We start from the raw sequence: 22,600 nt of genomic DNA on the forward strand, positions 1-22,600 counted from the left end.
CCCGGCGCTCTGTCGGGCGTATTCTATTGAGGACTATGTTTCTTAACAAGGAGTAACTGATATGGGTCTGATTCAAAAGAAGGACGAAAAGGACGAGATCGACGGCATCCAGATCATCGAGCGCGGCGAAGGCCCCGACGGTGACGAGGACGAGAAGATCGATCTGGTCGCAGGTACGTCTGCCGAGCACATTGCTGCCGGCACGACCGCCGAGGAGGAGGACGCCCGCCTGGAGGCTCAGATTACCGCGGATGCCGCCGACGAGAACCTCATGCCTGAGGAGCAGGACGAGGACGATGACTCCGACGTGGACGACAGCGCATCCAAGCACAAGAAGACGATGATTGCCGCCTTTGTGGTCGCCATCGTGATCGCTGCTGTGGTCGGCTTCTTTATCGGCAACGGTGGTTTTGGCGGCAAGGGCGTCGGCTCGGCGACCCTCACCGAGGACCAGCTCGATTCGACCGTGGCAAGCTACAGCTACAACGGCAAGAAGAGCGACATCACCGCGCGCGAGGCCATCGAGAGCCAGTACAGCCTTGATACCGTCAAGGATAGCGATGGCAACTACACCGCTCCCTCTGCCGACGTTATCCTGTCCTACGTGCGCAACAAGATTCTGCTCGACGCCGCCGAGGACGAGGGCATCACCGTCTCTTCTAAGGAGATGAAGGAGTACGCCGAGGATTCTATCGGCACTTCGGACTACAAGACCATGGCCACGCAGTATGGCGTGTCCAAGGACCAGGCCAAGCAGATTGTCCGCCAGTCCGCGACGCTGCAGAAGCTCTACAAGAAGAAGGTGGGCGATAGCTCCGCAAGCATGCCGATCGCTCCGACCGAGCCTTCTGACGGCAACGAGGACACCGCGAGCAAGGACTACGCCGACTACATCATCAACCTTGCCGGTGACGAGTGGGATAGCAAGAAGGGTACCTGGAAGGACGCCGATAGCACCTACGCTAAGGCTTTTGCCGACGATGCCTTTACGGCCGATAGCGCTACCTATAAGCAGGCCATGACCGCCTATTACACCGCCTACCAGCAGTACTCTTCGCAGGCTTCGAGCGCCAGCTCCAAGTGGACCGAGTACGCCAACGGCCTCTACGCCAAGGCCAATATCAGCATCTACGGCCTGTTTGCGTAAAGATTACCTGAGCCTTCGAGTACGAAGCCGAAATGTCTGATGAAGCCCCCTAGAACGGACATCGTTCTAGGGGGCTTTTTGCGTTGGAGGAAAGGGCGGGGAAGAGAGAGTAGGAGGGGTTTAATATACAAATTCTTGGAGACTTTATTCATGTAAAGTGAAAACGATTTCGGCCAAACTGGTAGTAACAATGTGGTACCACTGTTCATCTGGTAGTAACCAATTTTGATTCGAAATCGAATGGAAATTGCTAAGAATTAGTTTGGTAATGAAAGAAACGCAGCACTTCTACCTGCGTAAATTACCGTTTACGGGCCAAAAATAACCGTTTGGCAACGAAATAGTAATTTGAACGAAATGTGGTGGATGTTTGAATTGAGTGTGTGCTACCGTACATACCAGCAACCCCAAATAGGGACTGGGTTGTCTAAGTTTGCGCGCCAATGCCGGCAAGCGGAGAAGCCGGTATGCACAAGGCGCGGACATGGAACTCGTTGGTGAACAACGAAAGAAAGGTTGGAGGAGATACCATATGATGAAGTACCTCCAGAAGCTCGGCAAAGCGCTGATGCTTCCCGTCGCGGCGCTTCCCGTCGCAGGTATTCTTATGGGCGTGGGCTACCTGCTCGCTCCCGCAGTCATGGGTGCTGCCGGTGACACTACCGGTTTTGCCTATACCGCCGGTTTCCTGCTCATCAAGGCAGGCGGCGCTCTTATCGATAACATGGCCTGGCTGTTCGCAGTCGGCGCCGCTGTCGGCCTTGCCGACGATCACGATGGCACCGCTGGCCTCGCTGGCCTCGTCGCCTTCCTGATGATTCAGCAGCTCCTGAACCCTGCCGTTGTTGGCACTATCCGTGGTATGGATGCCGACGCCCAGACCGCTTGGCTCGCCACTACCGAGGGCATCGCGTTCTCCAAGATCGCTGGTAACTCCTTCATTGGTATCCTGTCCGCCATCATCGGTGGCACCTGCTACAACAAGTTCAAGGACACCCGTCTTCCCGACTGGCTGGCCTTCTTCTCCGGCAAGCGTTGCGTCGCCATCATGACTGCTGTCATCTGCATCGTCGTTTCCGTCGTCCTGCTCTTCGCTTGGCCCCTCATCTTCGGTGCGCTCGTCGCTCTGGGCGAGGGTATCGCTGCTATGGGTGGCATCGGCGCTGGCATCTACGCCTTCCTCAACCGCCTGCTCATCCCGACTGGTCTCCACCATGCTCTGAACAACGTGTTCTGGTTCGACACCATCGGCCTTGGCGACCTGACCCACTTCTGGGCTGGCGAGACCTCTGCCGACGTCAAGTGGAGCCTCGGCATGTACATGTCTGGCTTCTTCCCCTGCATGATGTTCGGTATCCCGGGCGCTGCCCTGGCTATGGTTCAGACCGCTAAGAACAAGAAGGCTGCTATCGGCCTGGTTGTCTCCGCCGCCATCTGCGCCTTCGTCTGTGGCGTCACCGAGCCCTTCGAGTTCGGCTTCATGTTCCTGTGCTTCCCGCTCTACGTTGTGTACGCTGCCCTGTACGGCATCTTCACCATCATCACCTACTATGTTGGTTTCCGTGCTGGCTTCTGCTTCTCTGCTGGCGCTACCGACCTCCTGTTCTCCGCTAGCCTCCCGGCTGCTGCCAACACCTGGATGATCATCCCGATGGGCATCGCTGCCTTCCTGGTCTTCTACCTCGTGTTCCGCTTCGCCATCACCAAGTTCAACCTCATGACCCCTGGTCGCGAGGATGAGGATGTCGAGGAAACCTCCGCTTCCGCCGCTGCTGGCGACGACAAGTTCGCCGCTCTGGCCGCCGCTGTTCTCGCTGCCGTCGGTGGCAAGGAGAACGTTAAGACCGTTGACTGCTGCGCTACTCGCCTTCGCTTCGAGCTCGGCGATTCCGCTCTGGTCGACGAGGCTGCCTGCAAGAAGGCTGGCGCTCTGGGCGTTATGAAGATGGACAAGGGTGCTACCCAGGTCATCATCGGTACGCAGGTCCAGGCTGTTGCCGAGGAGCTCAAGAAGCTTCTCTAAGCCTTAGAGACGTACGTGTCTTGCAAAGGGTCGTCCCGCTCCGCGGGGGCGGCCCTTTTTGCTACCTCGATACTTGATGAGGCGGTGCGATTGGTATTACAGTACACGGGCAATTAACCGGTAAACAATATTGCAATGTGCTGGTTGACCTGCTGTTATTACGTTAAAACTGCTATAGTACGTGGTGTCTGGTTGCAACCAATTTCGAGTCATTTATCCGGCAGGTATCATCATGGCAATGGGAGCGCGCAAACAGCCTCTGTACGATCAGCTCGTCGATTTGCTGACCGATAAAATCGATCACGAACTTCGACCCGGCGACTATTTGCCGTCAGAGCGTGACCTGTCGGAACGCTACGGGCTCTCGCGTACGACGGTTCGCCTTGCCCTGCAGGAGCTTGAGCGCCTGGGCCTGGTGGTTCGTCAGCGCGGCCGTGGAACCATGGTGTGCGACCGCTCTCTGCAAACGGCAAACCTCTCGCAAATCTATAGCTTTACCGAGCAGATGAAGGCGATCGGCCGTGTGCCCAAGACGACGATTCTTGAGTTTACCGAGGTCGAGGCCGACAAGAATATTGCCGTAGAGATGAACGCGCGTCTTGGCGAGCGTCTGTACAAGATCAAGCGCCTGCGTATTGCCGATTGTGTGCCGCTGATGATTGAGTGTACATATCTGCCGAGTCGCAAGTTCTTTGCGCTTAAGCGCCCCATGATCGAGAACAAATCGCTGTACGACATGATCGAGCAGGACTTTCACGAGAAAGTTCGCGTGGCAGAGGAAGAATTCTACGCGAGTATCGCCCGCCATTCCGACGCCCGTCTGCTCGAGATTGCCGAAGGCGCACCGGTCCTGGATTTGATTCGTACCACATATGACATGAACAACGAGGTTATCGAGTATACGCGTTCGGTTGCGCGCGCCGACCAGTTTAAATACAAGGTCTACCACAACCGCGCAGTCTAGAGTTATTGGGTATAAACGGCTTGGTGTGTTTTGCGGCGGGTGCAAAATGCGCCAAGCGGTAGAAGGCAACGAACAATCGCTCGAATTAACAATGCAGTGGTTTTTGATCCGCCCTAAAACGCACTGCGGGTACGGGAGCATAGATGAGCACGTATGCTATCAAGGCCGACAAGTTCTTTTTGCCGGCGGGGCCGCAGCTGGGCGGCTACCTCATGGTCGAAGATGGCGTCTTTGGCGCTTGGCAGGCCGATGAGCCCGCTTGTGAGATCAAAGATTATTCGGGTACATGGATTGCGCCGGGCATGGTGGACACCCACATTCATGGCTTCTATAACCATGCCACGACCGATAATGATGCCGAGGGTATCAACATCAGCTCGACCGAGCTCGCTCGTCGTGGTACCACCAGCTGGCTGCCTACGACCTTTACCGACGGCGTGGAGCAGATCAAGGACGCCTGCGCTGCCATTGCACAGGCGGACGAGGAGCGCGGACCTGAGTTCTGCGGTGCTCGTATTCAGGGCATCTACCTGGAGGGTCCGTTCTTTACCATGAAGCATGTGGGCGCCCAGAACCCTGCTTATCTGATCGGCCCGTCCGAGAAAGTTTTTGACGAGTGGCAGGAGGCCGCCGGCGGTCGAATCGTCAAGAGCGCTATGGCGGCCGAGCGTGACGGCGCCGCCGCTTACGCCGCGGCTCTGAGCGCAAGGGGCGTCGTGACCTGCATCGGCCACTCTGATGCCACCTATGATGAGTGTGCTGCCGCCATCAATGCTGGCGCCAGCTGCTTTACGCATACCTACAACGGCCAGCGCGGTCTGCATCACCGTGAGCCCGGTGTCGTCGGGGCCGCTATGACCACGCCCAACACCTATGCCGAGATCATTTGCGACGGCAAACACGTGAACCCTGCTGCTATTAAGGCGCTGCTGCAGGCCAAGGGCTGGCAGCACACAGTGCTGATCACCGACTGCCTGGGTTGCGGCGGCATGCCCGAGGGCAAGTACACCAGCGGTGGCATGGATGTCATTATGAAGGACAACCTTTGCTGGCTTGCCGATGGCTCTGCTATCGCCGGCTCGGTGCTCACGCTCGCACAGGGTGTCAAGAACATTGTCGACTGGGGTCTCGCGAGCGCCGATATCGCAATTCGCATGGCGACCGAGGTGCCCGCGCGCTCTGCTCACGTCGAGGATAAATGTGGCAGCATTATGCCTGGCCGCGATGCCGATTTTGTCGTGTTCAATCCCGACCTTACCCTGGTCGAGACGTATGTGGGTGGCAACAGCGTCGGTAACGCGTTTGCCGAGTAGCCGCCAAAGAAACGATCCGAGAGGGGATTTAGATGATTTACGGTGCATTGGGCGATATCGAGGAGTATCGCGGAATGCTTAAGGGCCTCGACGTGCTGATCGACTGGCTCGAGGAGAACGACCCGGCGGAGCTCGAGGTCGGCAGCCATCCGATTCTGGGCGACAAGGTCTTTGCGAACGTCATGGCTCCCATGACGCGTCCCGAGGCCGAGGCTCACTATGAGACGCATCAGCGCTATCACGACCTGCAGATCGACGTCGAGGGTCGCGAGGCCTTTAAGGTCGCCACGGGCAGCCTGACGCTGGTCCAGGAGTTTGACGAGAAGGACGACTACGATCTGGTCGATTCCGACGCCTCGATCGCCGGCGATCTTGCCGACGACAAGTTTGCGCTGTTTGTTGCCGGCGAGCCTCACATGCCCACGCTCGAGTTCCCGGGCGATGGCGCGCAGCCGGTCAAGAAGATCTGCTTTAAGCTGCTTGCAGACGCCTACTGGGAGGAGTAGCGAACTGCCCGACTGAGCCGTTCGTCTGATGGCGTGTTTTCCCTAAGGGAAGCACGCTACGACCCCGTTAATCGTGTTTTCCCTAGGGGAATCACGATTAACGGGGTTTCTGTTTTTGAATAGGGGAGCTGACGCTGTTGCGATGCGTGGATTGGCACGCGCACTCAAAATCGGCAACAAAAAAGCCGCCCGAAGGCGGCTGTCTTGTGCGATGGAGCCAGCGACCGGGCTCGAACCGGTGACCCCCGCTTTACGAGTACGTGAATTCGGCATTTGACGAGATGAGACCAATTTCACTGAATTTAAAAGAATTGCAGGTAAATATAGGTAATTAGCAAATATCGAGTTAGCTATTAGAATCAAATTTCCCACTCTTTTCACTCTTAACTGGACTTGAAAGTGTGAAAAACTTCGATTAGGCTAGGGGGCGTAGCCTTTAAAGCTACGCCCCCTAGCCTAATCGAAAACTAAATGAGGGATGCAATTGCAGGGCACGATAAAAAAGACCGCTCGTGGAACATCGGAGTGTATCGACAGGAGCAAGGGGATCTATCGGATCTACTTTTCTCTGGGAAAGGATCCTGAGACAGGACGGTACCGCCGTAGTCCGTCACGCAGGGTTCACTGCAGAAGCAAGAACCCGAAAAACTGGCCGAGTGAAGTCGCCAAGGCGCTGGAGGCCTATAGAGCCGAGCTTGAGGGCGCTTCCAACCGGGACAATGGTCCTCTGGGCCTATCGGATTATGCCGACAGGTTTCACGCGAACAGGGAGTCGACCATGGGATCACCTCTTGCTTATGAGCGTGAAGGTTTGGATATTCGTCACATACGCGAGTTGTTCGGTAATCCCGATCTCGATCGGCTTAAATCTGATGACATTCGCGTCGCATATACCAAGGCTAGAAAAGACGGCCGATTTAGCGAGAGTGAAATTCGCCGTATCCACATCAAGCTCAAACAGATAATGGAGGATGCCGTCGATAACGACCTTGTGGGCAAGAACCCTTGCAGGGGAGTGAAGCTGCCCAAACAGAATGTCGAGGCTCGCAAGGCGTTAAGCGCTGAAGAAGCGGCAAGGCTGCTTGCAATTCTTTTGGAAGAGAAGCCGTCTCCCTTTGTCACATGCACAATGCTTCTGCTTCTCTGTGGCTTGAGGAAGGGGGAAGCCCTGGGCCTTTCATGGGAGGATTATGACCCTGACGCCAGGACGCTGAGGATAGTAAAGCAATATACGAATGACAGGACGCTGAGGCCGCCTAAATCAAAGATGAGCAGGCGTAAGATCTCGGTTGGAAATGAGCTTGCCGATTATCTGGACAGATGGAAAGCCATTCAACGGAGTGAGTTCGATTCCTTTGCAGTGGGGCAGACTGGAGAAACGCCGATTGTCCATTCCATTGGGGTCGTCGATGCCGCTAACGGCAAACGGGCCTTTGTGACCCGGATGGACGGACATAACTATTCGAGGGCGTTTAGGCTGTTTGCTGCGAAAAACGGCTTCGGTTCTTTTGAAGAGAGCAGGGAGGTCGTTGGGAGCGACGGCGTCGCTCGCACACGCTATACGGGCTACAGCGGACTGAAGCCTCATGAGCTGAGACACACGCAGGCGACTCTGCTCGTTGGGGCCAATGCAGATATCAAGACGATCCAAGCGCGCCTGGGCCATGCTAGTCCGTCGACGACCCTGTCCATCTATAGTCACTTTATCGAGGCAAATGACCAGAAGGCTGCGTCGGTATTGGACAATCTGCTGAAAAGCTAAAAAAAAGAGGCCCGTTCGGGCCTCTTCTTAAGCGACATTGCTTCGGTAGATCATTGCGCCATATGGCGGCTCCAGTTCCATTGATTGATAGTAGCTGGCATCCAGAAGATTGAAATAGCAAATGATGGGGGCGGCTAGGTGTTCGTCCATATTAAGGTAGTGCCCCTCGTCATCCGTGACCAGTTTGACCTCATCGCGGATAACATCGTTCATGCGGGGCCAGAGTTTAGTTGCGCGCTGTAATTTGTCCCTTTGGTTATAGTCGCCATTGTGGAAGAAAACAAAATGGGGGGCATCGTACTTGGAGCCACCGCGAATTTCAATAACTCCGACCTGGCTGCACGATTCTGCGCAATCTCCCGGCTCCAGAAGCGTCCATGAGGAGGGAAAAACTGCGTAGTCGCCGCCCAGAAGATTGACGCGCCTCATGCCCTGGGGCTCTTCTGCCTCCTCATAGTAGAGAGAAAGATGGTCGTAGAGGCGCTGGAACTGTTCACGTTCCAACTCTTTAGTGCTAAACGTCAGCTCTTCAGTCCCGTCGATGGGAAGGGCTCTCATCTCGTTGGTGATGAGCTGGATCTCCTTGGCACAAGCGTCTTCCAGGACTTTTGCGAATCGGGGAGTAAGCCCTGTAAGCAAATTGCACAGGTAGTCAATTGCCTCGCCGGTGCTCCTGATCGATTCGGGGTTTTTACGGCGCAGCTCGTCGATTCTCCCGGGCGTGGTCTCCTGAACAGTTGTTCCGTATTTAATTTTTTTCATCTTGCTTCCGGATAATGGTAAACGACCCATGATAACTCCAATCTCTGTACATGATTGTAATTCAGTTAGACGAAAAAAGCCATGACGTTAGAAAGAGGTTTAGAAATTGGATGAGATAAAATAGTCGAATATACGTATGAAATAGTATAATGGTGTAGCGCAAAAGCCTGACCAGCTAGGTCGAAAGGAGGTATTTCGTTTTCGGTCAATAAATAAAAAGCCGCCCGCCCTTCCCATCAAAGTTTGCAGACCAGAGGGGAGGGGCGAGCCAGCCAGAAAGGATTCTACCATGCCGGTTGAATCAAACGAGCCGTACGCTGCCGTACAGGCTTCACCTGCGGTCTCTGTAAATCAGAGTTTAGGCCGCGAGCGCCTTTTGGGCATTGCGGAAGTGTGTAAGATAACCGGTCTCAGCCCGGTTACGGCGTCAAAGCTTATGAAAGAGAGCGGGCGCGCAATTGCGTTGCATCGTCGCGTCTACATCCTTGAGTCGAGTTTCTTTGCGTATCTCCGCGAGCTGGAGGTGAGCGAACCGTGCCGTCTGTAAACTCCATGAGCCACGGCCTCAATGAAACCGTTCTTGACATCTTAAGGAATAATCCGCTCGGCCATATCGAGCATAGTGCGTTGGATGCAATTCTTGGCGGCATTCGTCAGTACCTTTGCATCGTTCCGGGCGGACCTGGCACAGGCAAGACCACTTTTATGCACCAGCTCGGTGATAGCTGGGCCATTGCGGGCCATCCTGTTGTGATCTTTGAGGGCGAGCTCGCCCGTGCGAGCATGCTTGCGAAGAGCTTGACGCGTATTTCTGGCGGCGAGCTAACTTACGATGATATGTACAGCGGTGACATGCCCGCAGCAAAACGCGAGCTATTCGACAGTACGGTCGATATCTATGCGCGCAGTATTGCCGAACGAATGTTTATTATTTCGGGCGAAATTAAAAATGCCGGAATGCGCAAAGCGATTGAAGAAGTGGCCGATAAATATGGAGAGCCGCCGCTGGTTATCGTCGATTATGCGCAAATCGTCACTTTGCCGCAGGAGCTGCGTATTGCGGATGAGCGCATCGGTCTAAAGCTCGTTGCATCCGAGCTTCGTAGAATCGTGGATGAGGTGCATTGCCCGCTGTTTGCAATCTCATCGATCAATAGAATGAACTATGACAAGCAGACTACCGGGCTTCAGGCGATAGGCGGGTGCAATATGTTCGAGTATTCGGCGGATCTCGTCATGTCGCTGTCTATTAAAGGAGATAAACCCGAAGAGCGCAATGCCAATATGTTGCTTAAGAAGCGACCAGTCATTGCATCAATCACAAAGAATCGTTACGGTTCATGCGGCGTCGTTGAGTTTGAGTTTAACGCTCCAGCCGCAACGTTTACCGAGATCGGTTAATTATGGAGCCCGGACCCTGCATTGGTGGGTACCGGGCGCCCAACCCATGCTTGTCGTCTGATGAGCTCGCTCGAGCCGAGAACAGAGACCTTCCTTTACTCTCGGCCGCTGAACTCAATTGGGAACGGAAGCGCTTGCTCGATGCTCTTGATGTCTATAGAGAGCAATGGCGGCCATACCGTATATATCTCGGAACATTGCCGGGAGTCCCCTTTGACGCCTGGGCGAGGGCGAGGATTGGGCGTATCGGTCAGATGCTCCAAACAATGTCAATTAAATAGAAGGGATGGGGCCGGTATCGGTCCCATCCGGATTGGATAGCCATGTCATCCATGAATACGCATGTCAACGTGCGAATGAGTGAGGCACAGCGTAAAGCGATCGAGAAGAAGGCAGCGGCCATGAATATGCCGGCGTCTACCTTCATGCGTGACGCCGCCCTGCTCTGCGGCGAGAAGCCGGTCAAGGTCGCCGATACGGGGGAGCTTGCCGGTATCAGGGCCGAGTTGAAGAAGATCGGGACGAACCTCAACCAGGCGGTCCGTGCCCTCAATACCTACGGCCCCGACCCGGTTGTTCTCAACAACCTCAACCGGGCGACTTCAATCGTTTCAACCGCGGTGGGCTGGGTCAACGACCTACTCGCCCGTGCGAGAGAGTAGGTGGTTCTCGTGAAGGAGAAACTGGTCATGGCACTGGTTTTCGCGGTGCTGCTTACCGCTGGGTTTGCACCCCTTGTCGCCATTCCCCTCGATTGCATGATCCTCGGACTTCCAATCGAGCTGAGCTCGATCGGATTCACCTTGAGTGTGGATAGCATCATTTGGTGGTGGGTCAACGTGGCACCCCGCTGCATCCCGGGCTGCCTAGCCTCATTCGCCCTGTTCCTGTCGGTATTCTTGCTCATGCAGCTATCGGTCTCCTCGAAGGAGCGGGCCGCCGATGGAGGCGTGCTCGGAGAGGCGCGGGTGAAAACGGGGCCGGAGACCATCCGGGGCTCGGAGATTTGGGACGGGCACGGACAGCCGAAAAGCAGGGGATTCGTGTACGGTTTTGAGAAGACGTTGTTCGGCTCCAAGTATCTGTTCGAACCGAGGCGGCACATGTTTCTCGACGGCTCAACGGGCGCTGGAAAATCCAGGTCGTTGTTGATCCCGACAATCGACTTGCTTACGTTTGGGGCGGATGACGGGGAATCTAGCCCGCAGACCATCATCGTTTCCGACGTGAAGAGCGAGCTCATCGAGTTGACGGGCGACGAGCTGGAGCGCCGCGGGTACCGGGTGCTTCTGCTGGATGCCCAGCATCCCGAGAGGAGCGACACGTTCAATCCCCTGGAGATGGTCGATAAACTCGCGAGTGGGGGAGATCTGCCGAGGGCGGAGCAGGCCGCGGACGCCGTCGCCCGTACGCTCATCGCCGGGGAGAGCGATGCGAAGGCGAGCCACTGGACGGAATCAGCGCGGTCGCTGCTCGCGGCGACGATCCTTCTGACCGTGCTGGATGGGGGCTGCCCGCGGGGTTGCAAGCACCTCGCGACGGTCTACCACATCATATGCCTGGGGACGGAGGGGGCCGGCGAGGATCCGTGTGAACCGCTGAAGAGATTGTTCCGCGCACTGCCGCAGGGGCATCCTGCTCGCTCGCGTGCCTCGCAGTTCATCTCGAGCGGCGGCAACGAGCTGAGGAGTATCGTCTCCACGCTCAAGGTCAACCTGAGGATTTACGCTTCAGCGCCGATTGCGCGCATGACCTCGGGCAACGATATCGACCCGATGAGAATCCTGAGCGAGAAGACCGCGCTGTTCCTCCATGTGATGGACGAGGGCTCCCCCTATAACGCGATCGCGGCGGTCCTGTTCGAGCAGCTTTATGCCGCCGTATATTCCATCGCGGACGCAGCTGGCGGAAAGCTGCCGCGACCGGTGTCCATTCTCGGTGACGAATGGGGGAACCTGCCTAAGGTCGAGTGCCTGCCGAGCCTTCTCAGCCTTGGACGCTCGTATGGCCTGTTCTGGATGGGCGCGGTCCAGAACATTTCTCAGCTGAACAAGTACGGCGAGCGCGACGGGCGGAAGAAGATTCTTGCGAACTGCGGCGTCAAGGTCGCCATGAAGCTGGGCGAGGCCGAGGACCGCCAGTATTTCACCGAGCTAGTCGGGAAGACGACGCGGCACACCATGGGAACCAGCTCGAGCAGGGGGCCTTCGGGCGGTACGGGGTCGACATCCTACAGCGAGCACGCCGACGACCTGATCCATCCTTGGGAGTGGACGGAGATGTCCCCCGACAAGGACGGCGTCATCGTGGTGAAGGCCGCGGAGAACGGCGTGGGCAGGGAACATGCGGGGTGCTTCCGGGCCCCTGTCTGCGATTGCACGCGGATGCCGACGAAGGAGCACTTCGATCTGGGGACGCGCGAGCACGAGACGGCCAAGAGGATGGAATACCAGGCCAGGCTGATATCAAGGCAAATGGGTCGGGAGGACGGCGTCGATCTCTGGACTCCCGAATTTGAGGAAGACGCCGCGGAGCCGCCTGTTGCCGATGGATGGTCCGGCCTCTTCGTCGACTGACAGCGGCTTTTGAAGGGAGTTGGAAAATGACCGCAATCAAGCAGACGAGCGTCATGAGCAGGGAGCACCTCCAAAACCTCAAGCGGTATTTCGATTGGGACAGGGAGAAAGTCCTGGACCACGATACCCAGCACATCATCGATGAGGACCGATGGTTCGAGGAAATGGACGCCACCCGGGAGGCGGCCGGGCACAACCGGCCCGGGAAGCAGGGCGCAAGGTGCACGTACATGCAGCATCAGGTGATCGGCTTCAACCCGGACGAGTGCTCCTGCAACGGCGGGCCGATGACGCCCTCGCGTTGCATGGAGTACGCGAGGGACTACATCGCCAAGCGCTATCCCAACCAGGAGATCGTGATTGTGCTGCATGAGGAGAGGTGCAAGTCGGATGGATCGGCCCGATTTGCAGCTCATCTCGCCATCAATAGGACGGACCTCGAGACGGGACGGCGCTTGAACGACGGGCCGGCGAGGGCGGCGGCGAAATCGCGCGTGAGAACGGTGAAGGACCTCGATGCGGAGTACGGCCTGAGCCAGCTCGAAAGGGGCCTCTCGAACTCGAAGGTGCACGCGCGCCAGCCCGGTCGCGAGGAGCGCGAGATGGCAAAGAGGGGGAGATCCGACAAATCCGAGAACGCAAGGGTCCGAGCGATTGTCGCCCAGAGGGCAGAGGAGGTCGGGAGGCTCAAGAGCTGCCCCGACCGCTTCGGAGAGTTTGCAAGGCGGTTGGAATCGGATGGGATCGAGATCGCCCGATCCAAGCGGGGGGCGCTGCAATACCGCTATCACTCGGAGTCCCTCGGCAAGACGAGGAAGATCAACGGCGCGAGGCTCGGCTACGCCGTCAACCGCTCGACCGGGCGGATCATGAGGTTCACGGCAAGGGGAATCGACCTTGCCATGCGGGCAGCCTGGGAGCTCGCCCGCGAGGGTGCGGATGACGGAAGAGGCCGGGACTGACTTTCATATCTGGGGTCCGTGCAACAGCCGGCAAAGCTGTTGCACTGTTCTGCGGGAGCGACTTCGGAGCGGTTCGCACATCCCGGCTTCTGCCGGGCAAGATATTCCGTTGCACGGAATACATATCTTGCATGTCCCGAGAAACGTAGGCCGAACCGGTCGGAGTGCAACGGGACAGGTGAGCGGAGGTGCAGTGATGGCGACCCATGGGAGCCATCGAACGGAGCCGGAGCGAAAGCCGGCGGGGCGTGACACGGCGGTGCAATCGCGAGTTGAAGCCGAGTGATTGGCCCGCCGTTCACGGCTCGCCGGCGGCAGCCCGGGGTTCCAAGGGGATTCATCCCTTTGGCGCGCAGGGGTCCGGGGATGGCGCGAGACATCCCCGTGAAACGCCGCACGGGCGCGCCGTCGCCGGCATGCCCGTGCGGGTGGCGGCCCGGTGCTATTCCATCCCGGCCATATAGACCGTCCGGCCCGTCTCGCAGTCGATGGTCTCGGCATCCCCGAAACCGATTCGGACGGCAGCCCATCCGCCGGCGGCTGCCAGCGCGTCGGCCTCGGACCTCGCGGCGGCGATGAGGCGCTCGAGCTCGGCCGAGCCCGCCGGCGCGGTCCCCACCTCGAACGCCCCGCCGTCGCCTCCCGACTCGTACTCGACGACGACCGTCGAGCCGAGGGCCTCCTCGAGGGTCTCGCTCAGGCCGCCCATGCCGGCGAGGGCGTTCCCGGCGACCGTGGCCAGCGGGTAGCGGGCCATCCCGGACGCCGCCGAGCGGTCGGCCATCCGGACCGTGCCGGCGGCCTCGAGCGCCTCGAGGAGCGCCGCGGGCACGTCGGCGTCGATGGCGATGTTGCCGCGTCCGCGGCACCACTCGGCCGCCGGCACGTTCGCCGTGAGCACGCCCCACTCGGCCATGTAGCCCTCGGAGCGCGGGTCCGTGGCGTCGAGGAGGAGGACGGCCAGGCCGCCGCCCAAATACTCCCCGGCCACGAGGGCGAGGCGGACCGCCTCGCCCATGGAGTCGAACTCGACCGTGACCATGCGGCTACCTCCTCCTGACGGCGCTGAGCGGCTTCGGGGAGAAGTGCTCGTCGCGCTCGACGGCGGCGAACCCCATCTGGCGGTTCAGCTCGGCCATCTCCTTGATGCTGAAGTAGCCGAGCTCGTCGTCGTAGCCCTCGACGAGGCCGAATGCCTCGTCCGTGCCGTCAAACTCGAGCAGCCACCAGTCCCATCCGTTCACGCACGAGAAGTAGTGGGCGTAGACCGTGGGGTCCTCCGCCCCGTCCTGCTCGTAGAGCCTCGGTACCGTCTTGGCGATTTCCTCGGTCATAAGCTGCTGCATGTCTTCCTCCGTTCCGGGCACGTGGCCCCTAGACTCTCGCCCCTGCGCGCAGAAGCGAAGCGCTGCGTCGGCGGCGCTTGCTTCTGCTCCTGCAGAAGCCGCACCGGAGCGGAGCGGGGTCAAGGGAGGTCCACGGCAATCCCCGCCATTCGTATCGAAGAGGAGAATTGTGGGCGATTCCGTGGGCCCCCTTGATGCCGTGCAGTGGAGGTGCAACCCGGTCACGGAGCCGTGGCCGCTTCCCGGCGGATGCCGAGTTTGATTTTCCCGCGAGTTTTCCCGGAACGTAAACTATGGTTTACGTCTGCTGTGCAGGTATTCCTATCCTGTCGGCTGGGACCGAGAAGGAAGGAAGCCCATGAACCCCGACAAGGATCTTAATAATCCGAACATCAGCCAAGAGGCTCGCCAGATTGCTAATGCGATCGAGGCATTCGGCGACCTTGGAGCCGCCGACCGTCTCGATCTCCTGACTGAGCTCATGCAGACGGCGACGGCATTGGCGGACTACGAGCTCTTTGCGGTGTGTGGGGCCCTGCTCGTGGCCACCCGCGTCCGCGCCGAGTGGCGGGATGCCGCCAGATCCACCTGGCTGTAGGCCGTTGACCTCGCCGGCTCGCGGCGGTACGCTCTGGCGAGCTATTCAATCCCAGCAGGGCGGAGCGCGATATGTTCGAACAGGAGCTTAATATCGGCCAAGTGGTCTCGAATGGCCGCATTCACGACATATTCGGAGGCCAAACGCAAGGCGGGATACGCCTGAGCAACGAGGCCAACGCCATGGTCCTGATTTCCGGCTTCGGCCCTGATGCGGAATATGACGACAGGTGGGAAGGCGACACGATCTACTATCACGGGCCGACTCTCAATGAAAATGCGAAGACCGACAGCGACAGGGAGTACGGCAGATTCGGGCTCCAGCTGAAAGAGCAGTATGGCCCGCATTCCGGGAAACAAAGGAAGATCTTCCTTTTCAGCAAGGTTCTCGTGGGCATCGGGAAGCGGGATGGGAGGGGGGGCCGAAACGGCGCGCTCGGGCGGACGACAATGTTTCAATTCGAGGGGGAGGTCGTTCCGTCCCCCTCTGAAAAGCCTTGGAAGACCGATGGCGGCTGGATATTCCCTCTGGTTAAAGCGAGCGACTTGGCTTTCGAGACGGATGAGCGCTGGGTCCTTTCTGGGGCAGACGGCATATCGGACGATGAGATATGGAGGCGTGCACGAGAGGCGGAGGAGCCGGAGAAGGGCACCGGCGAGGGACGCAAGAAGGTCGTCTCGCGCAGCGAATACCGAAGAAGCGGGCTCATCTCCGGCTGCATCAAGAGGGAAGCCAAATCGTGCGACCTGTGCGGGGCGGTGCCCTTTTGGATTACGGATAAAACGCCGTACCTGGAAATCCACCATATCAAATGGCTGTCGCGCGGCGGCAAGGACAGACTCGACAACGTCGTCGCCCTCTGCCCCAACTGCCATAGGAAAATGCACGTTCTTAATAATGGCAAGGACGTCGAGAAGCTCAAAAAAATTGCATCGGAACGCGCGAAGGCCCATCCCGCACAAGGCTAGAAACGCTGGAACGGGAGGCTCTGGAGACGCGACGCTCCGATCTGGGCGGTGTGGAAAAGGGCAAGGCATACTCTTTTGCAGAAGAAAAGCCCGCGCTGGGCGCGGGCGATGAGGCGTGATTATGCGGGCCACCAGATACGCGTGAGCGGGAGGAGCGAGCGCGTCTCGGCGTCGGCTTTGTCGTAGGTCTCAACGTAGAGCCTGATGAGTCCGTCGAGGTCGAGCAGGCGCACCGGGACGGTCGCTCGGTCGGCCTCGTAGCGGGCCTCGGTGCTGAAGCCGCCGGTGGATACGTACAGACCTCGGTCGCCGGCGCGAAGTCCGCCGAGGAACGAGCGGACCATCGGGGCTCCGATCGTGCCCTTACGATGCTTGACCTCGACAACGATACGCGGCGACTCGAGTCCGAGGGCATCGGGCGAGGCGACGATGTCGCGACCGCCGTCCGGGCCCTTGGGCGTCACCGTGGCGTGGTAGCCCATGGTGCGCAAAAGCCCCGCCACGAACTGCTCCATGTCCTCCCAGGTTAGCGAGAGGGCGCGGTCCTTGATACGCTCGATGCCGTCATCGTAGGTGGCGAAGCGTGCCTCCTCGTCGTCTGCGGAGTCACCTGTCTCGATGCCGGGCTCGGGCTTTCCGATGCCTTTGCCGGCGGCTGCGTTGAGCTCGCCTGCGACTTCGGCAGAGATGTTGAAGATGGTCGTGAGGCTGCCGAGACTGTTTCGCGAGGACATGGAGAGCCGATCGCGCGGGGCGCTGCGTTTCCAGTCGACCTTGCGCGTGTAGGTTACGCCGTCGACATCGGGCGAGGGAATGCACTCACCGGTGATTTTGCCGATGTGGTAGACGCGCGCCTCGGGGTCGTACGTGACTACTGTGGAGCCAGCCACGATGGTATGCGCGAACTTGCTTGCCTGGCTGGCGGCAAAGGCGACCTTTTGAGCGCTTATGTCGGGGTTGGCAGCTTCGTAAACGCCTCTGAGTTGCTCATGCGACGTGGATGCGATATCGACGCCGCCGAAATCCCAGCCGATACCGACGTAGCCGTTCTCGACCCAGTCTTTTGCGTAGACGCCGCCGCGACCGGCGCGAATCATCCAAGTAGCCATGGTGGTCCTTTCTGTAGCTGGAGGTGAGTATACACGCTCGCGCAGGCGATTATTAAGCGGTGCCTTTTACAGATTGGTATTTGGTTCAATGACATTAAACTCGGCAAACCATTAAACTCTAATTCGTAAGATTCGACATGACGGGAGTGGCCATGGAAGCTGATATCGAGGGCATCTTCGAAGAGATAATTGAAGAGTCGACCGACACGAAGCAGCAGGGCTCTCGTTATGAACGTGCGGTCAAGTTCTTCCTCGAGAATGACCCTGCCTGGTCTTCGCGTCTCGAGATGGTCTGGCTCTGGAAAGACGCGCCGACCAACGACGGCAGCAAAAAGGACCTTGGTATTGATCTCGTTGCCCTTGACTACGATGGCTCCTATTGGGCTGTCCAGGCGAAGTGCTATTCGAAGAAAAGACTGTATGAAGGCGACGTTACGACGTTTATCGGAACTGCTGCACTTGATTCCCGATATGACCACCTGATGATTGCCGACAGCGTTCAAGAATGGTCTCAGAACCTCCTTAAGGTTGTTCACAACGAGCATAATTCCAAGGACGTTGTCAGGGTTTCAATCGATGACATCAAGGCTGCAAATCTTGGATGGAATGCTTTCGTCCATGGCGTTAAGCCCAGTAAGCGCAAGGTTCATGAGCCCCTGCCTCATCAGGGTAAAGCCATAGAAGGCGTCAAGAAAACCCTTAACGATCATGACAGATGCTCCGTTTTCATGGCCTGCGGTACGGGTAAGACCCTTATGGCGCTTCGCGCTGCCGAAGAGCTGTGTCCTGGTGGCACTGTTCTGTTCCTCGCGCCTTCCATTAGCTTGGTTTCGCAGTCTATGCGTGCCTGGTCCAATGAGGTTAGGGAGAAAATCAATCCCTATGTAATTTGTTCTGATTCGACTGCCTCGGATCTTGGTGCGGACGCCGAAAGCTACGGCTCGTTGCTTGACGTTCCCTTCCCTGCGACGACGAACCCAAAGACAGTCGCAAATAGGTTTCATAAGATTCACGAGGGGCTGAACGTCATCTTCTCGACCTATCAGTCCATTGATAAGGTTCATGAGGCTCAGCAGCTTGGTCTGCCCGATTTTGATTTGGCGATTTGTGACGAGGCGCACCGTACTACGGGCGTGCTTGACGGCGAGACTTCTTTCCGCATGATTCACGATGCGGATTACATCCACGCTGCCAAGCGTATGTACATGACGGCCACGCCGCGCATCTTTGGCGAAGATGCTAAGAAGAAGGCAAAGTCTGCCTCTGTGCAGGTTGCATCGATGGATGACGTGAAGACGTACGGCCCCGTCGCGTACCGTTTGTCTTTCGGTAAGGCTGTTTCCGATGGCCTATTGACCGATTACAAAGTCGTTGTCATGAAGATTTCTGAGTCTATGATTTCGACCACGATGCAGCGACTTGCCGCTCGTGACGACATGTCGCTTGAAATGCCCGATGTCGCAAAGTTTATCGGTTGTTGGAAGGCGTTGTTTGACCGCCGCCATGGTGATGGCTATCTCGATCCCAGCCAGATTTACAACGCTATCAAGGGTACGGGCGAGAACAATCGAACGCTGCACCATGCCATCGCATTTGCTGCGAGCATCAAGGCTTCTAAGGCACTTTCCACGGAGTTCCAGACCGTAGTCGATGCGTATCTGGAAACCATCGCTGACGAGGCCAAGGATGGGGAGATTGCTGACATTCAACAGCTCATTGATCAGGGCAGGAAAGTGACTGTCGGGGTTCAGCATGTCGACGGCACGATGGACTCCGGCGTGCGCAAGGAGAAGCTTGATTGGCTGGCCGCCAAAGAGGGCGAGGACACTTGCCATATTCTTTCTAACGCGCGTTGTCTTGCTGAGGGTGTGGACGTTCCCGCCCTTGATGCCGTCATTTACCTATCTTCCCGCAAGAGTAAGGTCGACATTATTCAGTCGGTCGGACGCGTGATGCGCAAAGCCGCCGGAAAGCAGTTCGGCTATATCATCATTCCCGTTTTTGTCCCCGCCGGTACTGACGAAGCAGCGGCTCTCTCCAGTTCTAAGGACTACAAGGTTGTTTGGGACGTCGTTCGCGCACTCCGCTCGCACGACGAGCGCCTCGATGCCGTTATCAACGCTGGCAACTTTGGCGATGACAGCGAGCTCGAGAAGATTGTCGAGGTTGAGGTCCTCGATGAGTCGAAGCTTAAAAAGCCGAAAAAGAATGCTGGCGGTAAGAAGCATAAAATCGGGGAGCGCGAGGGCAAACCCGGAATTGAAGAAGAGGAGCTCGGACTTGATTTTAGCGTCGATGTTTCCGATCTTCGCGGTCTCGGAAGGGCCATTCGCGCTCAGATTGTAAAGAAGTGCGGCAACAAAATCTATTGGACCGAATGGACTGGCCGTGTCGCCAAGATTACGCAGATGCGCACGAAGCAGATTGCCGACTTGGTCAAGCAGAACGAAGCTGTCGGAAAGCGCTTCGATGCTTTCCTGAAGGGACTTCGCGAATCGCTCAACGATGACTTCACTGACAAGCAGGCCATCGAGGTTTTGGCGCAGCATGAGGTCACGCGCCCCGTCTTCTGCGCTCTTTTCGACAATGAAGAGGTTGTGGCCAATAATCCGATTACGCGTGGACTCGACCGTGCCTTGGCATCGCTCTATGAAGCGGGTCTTCCCAGCTCTGAGGACGATCGCGAGCTCGCTGAGGTGTACGCGTCCGTTCGCGATCAGGTGAGGGCGCTCACGACTGACGCTAGCCGCCAGCGCTTGGTGAAGGAAATCTACAACGAGTTCTTTAAGGTCGCCTTCAAGGACACCGCCGACTCTTTGGGTATCGTCTATACGCCTGTAGAAGTTGTCGATGCCCAGCTGCACATGGTTCAAAGGGCCATGGAGCGTGAGTTCGGTATGAAGCTGGGCGACAAGGGTGTCCATATCCTGGACGGCTTCGCGGGCACCGGTACGTATATGTGCAGACTCATTGAGGACGAGAGCCTGATCGCCGACGAAGACCTTGAGTATAAGTATCTGAACGACCTGCACAGCAATGAGATCGTTCCACTTGCCGCGTCGATTATGGACATCAACATCGAGCAGTCTTACCACTCGCGCATGGGCGGAGAGTATACGACGTTTCCGGGTGCGCTCCTCACGGACACGTTCCACATGCACGAGGATAGCAATACGATCGATGCGAAGGTGTTTACCGAGAATTCGGAGCGCATTCTCAAACAGCTGAATGCTCCGATTCGCGTCATTGTGGGAAATCCCCCGTACCGTGCGGGCGATAAGGAAAACACCGGCAATCAGAATACAAAGTACCCAACGCTCGATACGCGCATTGAGGAGACCTATGCCAAAGACTCGAATGCCGTACTGAAGAATTCTCTTTACGATCATTACATTCGCGCTTTCAGGTGGGCGTCGGACCGTATCGGCGACTCCGGAATCGTCTGCTTTGTCTCCAACGGTGGCTGGCTCAAGGGAGAGGCTTCTGCCGGTGTAAGAAAGTGCTTTGTAAAGGAATTCAATTCAATTTACGTTTACAACCTGCGTGGTAATCAGCGCACTCAGGGTGAAGAGTCGCGTCGCGAGGGTGGCAAGATTTTCGATTCCGGCTCCCGAGCGACGATTGCCATTGCGCTGCTGGTCAAGAATCCTGCTTCCGATGAGCATGGCAAGATTCACTATCGCGATATTGGTGACTACAAGACACGCGATGAGAAGCTGAATATTTTGAAGGAAGCCGTCAAGGGTGATCCCGAGTGGGTTGATTTGGAGCCTGATGTTCATGGCGACTGGCTTGATTTGAGAGACGACTCTTTCGAGCGCTTTATTCCTTGCGGAATGCAAGATGGAACAAAGAAACTCGATAGCGGTCTATTCAATATCTGGTCGCAAGGCGTTAAGACGAATCGCGATGAGTGGTGCTACAACTTTAGAAAAACGACTGTTGCCAACAATATGAAACTGACAGTGAAAACCTATCTATCCGAGTTGGACAGATGGCGTGCTGCCGGCAAACCGCAGGATGTCAGATCTTTCTTAACAACTGACACCACAATTATCAAATGGACGCATGAGGTTTACGAAGACGTAAAACGCGATAGGGGCGCGCGCTATTGCGAAGACCACATCAGGCTTTCCCTATACCGTCCTTTTTGCAAGCAATGGCTTTATATGGACCAGCAGTTCAATAACCGTACGTATCAACAGCCGAAGCTGTTTCCGTACGATGGGGCGGAAAATCTTGAGATATGTGTGACCGGCCCTGGCAATAATGGCTTTTCATGCATGATTACGGACCTCGTTCCGTGTCTCGATATGCAGCAAAAGTCTCAGTGCTTCCCCCTCTACTGGTATTCGAGCAAGGAAGTCGAAGTAAGAGTGCCGCAGGTTTCCGGGCAAGCGTCTTTGTTCGGCGGGGACCAGCTTGGGTTGTTTGACGATAAGGTTGAAAAGCGTGTTGAGTGGGTGCGTCATGATGCTATTAACGACTCGGCGCTTGAGGTTTTTAGGGCTGCGTATCCTGATATAGAGATCTCGAAAGAGGACATCTTCTATTACGTCTACGGTATCTTCCATTCGCCCGAGTATCGGGAGCGCTTTGGCAACAATCTGCAGAAGGAGCTGCCGCGCATACCGCTGGCTCGCGATTTCAGAGCATTTATGCGCGCTGGGCGCGAATTGAAAGATTTCCATGTCGACTATGAGGCTCGAACCCCTTGGTCAGGAATTACCGAGGAAGGTGATTCCGAGAACCCGGGCAAGACCATCAAGATGGCTTGGGGCAACGTCACCGATCCCGATACCGGCAAAAAGGTCAAGGATTACACCACGCTCAAGGTCGCCGAGAATCTTGAATTACGCAACATTCCTGTTGAAGCGCAGAGATATGTCGTAAATGGCAAGTCCGCGCTCGAGTGGATAGTGGATCGATATCAAATCAAGGAGTACGACAAGAGCGGCATCGTGAATGACCCCAATACCTACTCGACGAAGGGTAACGGGCAGCCCGACAAGCGATATATCGTTGATTTGGTTAAAAAAGTGACGACGGTTTCGATGAGAACATTGGAAATCATCGATTCCCTTCCGCCGCTTAACGAACTTCCGCACCCTGATTGCTGGCCTACGGTTTGGAAATAAGACAGTGGTTTTCGAGACCGGGAGG

General features: G+C 57.0%; 17 protein-coding genes. 13 read left to right on the forward strand and 4 right to left on the reverse strand.

Features of this window, described 5'->3' with window-relative positions; all coding sequences use genetic code 11:
* Positions 1-61: 61 nt before the first annotated feature.
* From ACQQ92_RS00305 to ACQQ92_RS00330, 6 genes are all read left to right on the forward strand, one after another.
* Entirely contained in the window at positions 62-1,147 is a 1,086-nt protein-coding gene (locus tag ACQQ92_RS00305; protein WP_427795482.1) for a hypothetical protein, read from the forward strand.
* A gap of 532 nt (positions 1,148-1,679) precedes the next feature.
* A complete protein-coding gene (locus ACQQ92_RS00310) occupies positions 1,680-3,170 on the forward strand; it encodes a PTS transporter subunit EIIC (RefSeq protein ID WP_427728598.1) in 1,491 nt (496 codons plus the stop codon).
* A 232-nt stretch (positions 3,171-3,402) separates the two neighbouring features.
* Positions 3,403-4,134 (forward strand): GntR family transcriptional regulator, encoded by a 732-nt coding sequence (locus ACQQ92_RS00315; RefSeq protein WP_427718969.1) that lies wholly within the window; start codon positions 3,403-3,405, stop codon positions 4,132-4,134.
* Positions 4,135-4,277: 143 nt separating this feature from the next.
* Complete coding sequence (nagA, locus tag ACQQ92_RS00320; protein ID WP_427728596.1) at positions 4,278-5,447, forward strand: N-acetylglucosamine-6-phosphate deacetylase; 1,170 nt, start codon at positions 4,278-4,280, stop codon at positions 5,445-5,447.
* Positions 5,448-5,479: 32 nt separating this feature from the next.
* Positions 5,480-5,953, forward strand: coding sequence for a YhcH/YjgK/YiaL family protein (locus ACQQ92_RS00325; protein WP_427795483.1), 474 nt, complete (start codon positions 5,480-5,482; stop codon positions 5,951-5,953).
* Positions 5,954-6,731: 778 nt separating this feature from the next.
* Positions 6,732-7,715, forward strand: a complete 984-nt coding sequence (locus ACQQ92_RS00330) for a site-specific integrase (RefSeq protein WP_427795484.1) — start codon at positions 6,732-6,734, stop codon at positions 7,713-7,715.
* Positions 7,716-7,742: 27 nt separating this feature from the next.
* Here the strand turns inward: ACQQ92_RS00330 and ACQQ92_RS00335 are convergent, their stop codons facing one another.
* On the reverse strand, positions 7,743-8,507 hold the full coding sequence (locus ACQQ92_RS00335; protein WP_427795485.1) for a hypothetical protein: 765 nt from the start codon (positions 8,505-8,507) through the stop codon (positions 7,743-7,745).
* Positions 8,508-9,011: 504 nt separating this feature from the next.
* Between ACQQ92_RS00335 and ACQQ92_RS00340 the strand changes: the two genes are divergently transcribed.
* From ACQQ92_RS00340 to ACQQ92_RS00355, 4 genes are all read left to right on the forward strand, one after another.
* The gene (locus tag ACQQ92_RS00340; RefSeq protein ID WP_427795486.1) at positions 9,012-9,878 is read left to right on the forward strand and encodes a DnaB-like helicase C-terminal domain-containing protein; all 867 of its coding nucleotides are present in this window, start codon (positions 9,012-9,014) and stop codon (positions 9,876-9,878) included.
* Between the two features lie 323 nt (positions 9,879-10,201).
* On the forward strand, positions 10,202-10,540 hold the full coding sequence (locus ACQQ92_RS00345) for a plasmid mobilization protein (protein WP_427795487.1): 339 nt from the start codon (positions 10,202-10,204) through the stop codon (positions 10,538-10,540).
* Positions 10,541-10,549: 9 nt separating this feature from the next.
* Entirely contained in the window at positions 10,550-12,454 is a 1,905-nt protein-coding gene (locus ACQQ92_RS00350) for a type IV secretory system conjugative DNA transfer family protein (RefSeq protein WP_427795488.1), read from the forward strand.
* A 26-nt stretch (positions 12,455-12,480) separates the two neighbouring features.
* Positions 12,481-13,416 (forward strand): relaxase/mobilization nuclease domain-containing protein, encoded by a 936-nt coding sequence (locus ACQQ92_RS00355; protein WP_427795489.1) that lies wholly within the window; start codon positions 12,481-12,483, stop codon positions 13,414-13,416.
* A 442-nt stretch (positions 13,417-13,858) separates the two neighbouring features.
* On the opposite strand, the gene ACQQ92_RS00360 is transcribed toward ACQQ92_RS00355, so the two are convergent.
* The gene (locus tag ACQQ92_RS00360) at positions 13,859-14,458 is read right to left on the reverse strand and encodes a hypothetical protein (RefSeq protein WP_427795490.1); all 600 of its coding nucleotides are present in this window, start codon (positions 14,456-14,458) and stop codon (positions 13,859-13,861) included.
* 4 nt (positions 14,459-14,462) lie between these two features.
* Complete coding sequence (locus ACQQ92_RS00365) at positions 14,463-14,762, reverse strand: DUF2958 domain-containing protein (RefSeq protein WP_158567277.1); 300 nt, start codon at positions 14,760-14,762, stop codon at positions 14,463-14,465.
* A 358-nt stretch (positions 14,763-15,120) separates the two neighbouring features.
* Here ACQQ92_RS00365 and ACQQ92_RS00370 point away from each other — a divergent pair, with 358 nt between their 5' ends.
* A complete protein-coding gene (locus ACQQ92_RS00370) occupies positions 15,121-15,360 on the forward strand; it encodes a hypothetical protein (RefSeq protein WP_427795491.1) in 240 nt (79 codons plus the stop codon).
* A 71-nt stretch (positions 15,361-15,431) separates the two neighbouring features.
* Positions 15,432-16,328 carry an HNH endonuclease gene (locus ACQQ92_RS00375; RefSeq protein ID WP_427795492.1) on the forward strand — a complete coding sequence of 299 codons (897 nt, stop codon included), beginning with the start codon at positions 15,432-15,434 and terminating at the stop codon, positions 16,326-16,328.
* A gap of 119 nt (positions 16,329-16,447) precedes the next feature.
* Here ACQQ92_RS00375 and ACQQ92_RS00380 read toward each other — a convergent pair whose 3' ends face one another.
* A complete protein-coding gene (locus ACQQ92_RS00380) occupies positions 16,448-17,437 on the reverse strand; it encodes a restriction endonuclease (RefSeq protein WP_427795493.1) in 990 nt (329 codons plus the stop codon).
* Positions 17,438-17,589: 152 nt separating this feature from the next.
* On the opposite strand from ACQQ92_RS00380, the gene ACQQ92_RS00385 reads away from it, so the two are divergent.
* Entirely contained in the window at positions 17,590-22,575 is a 4,986-nt protein-coding gene (locus tag ACQQ92_RS00385; RefSeq protein ID WP_427795494.1) for a type ISP restriction/modification enzyme, read from the forward strand.
* Positions 22,576-22,600: the final 25 nt, after the last annotated feature.

It is taken from the genome of Collinsella sp. SGI.241, assembly GCF_050312955.1.
Classification (GTDB): Bacteria; Actinomycetota; Coriobacteriia; order Coriobacteriales; family Coriobacteriaceae; genus Collinsella.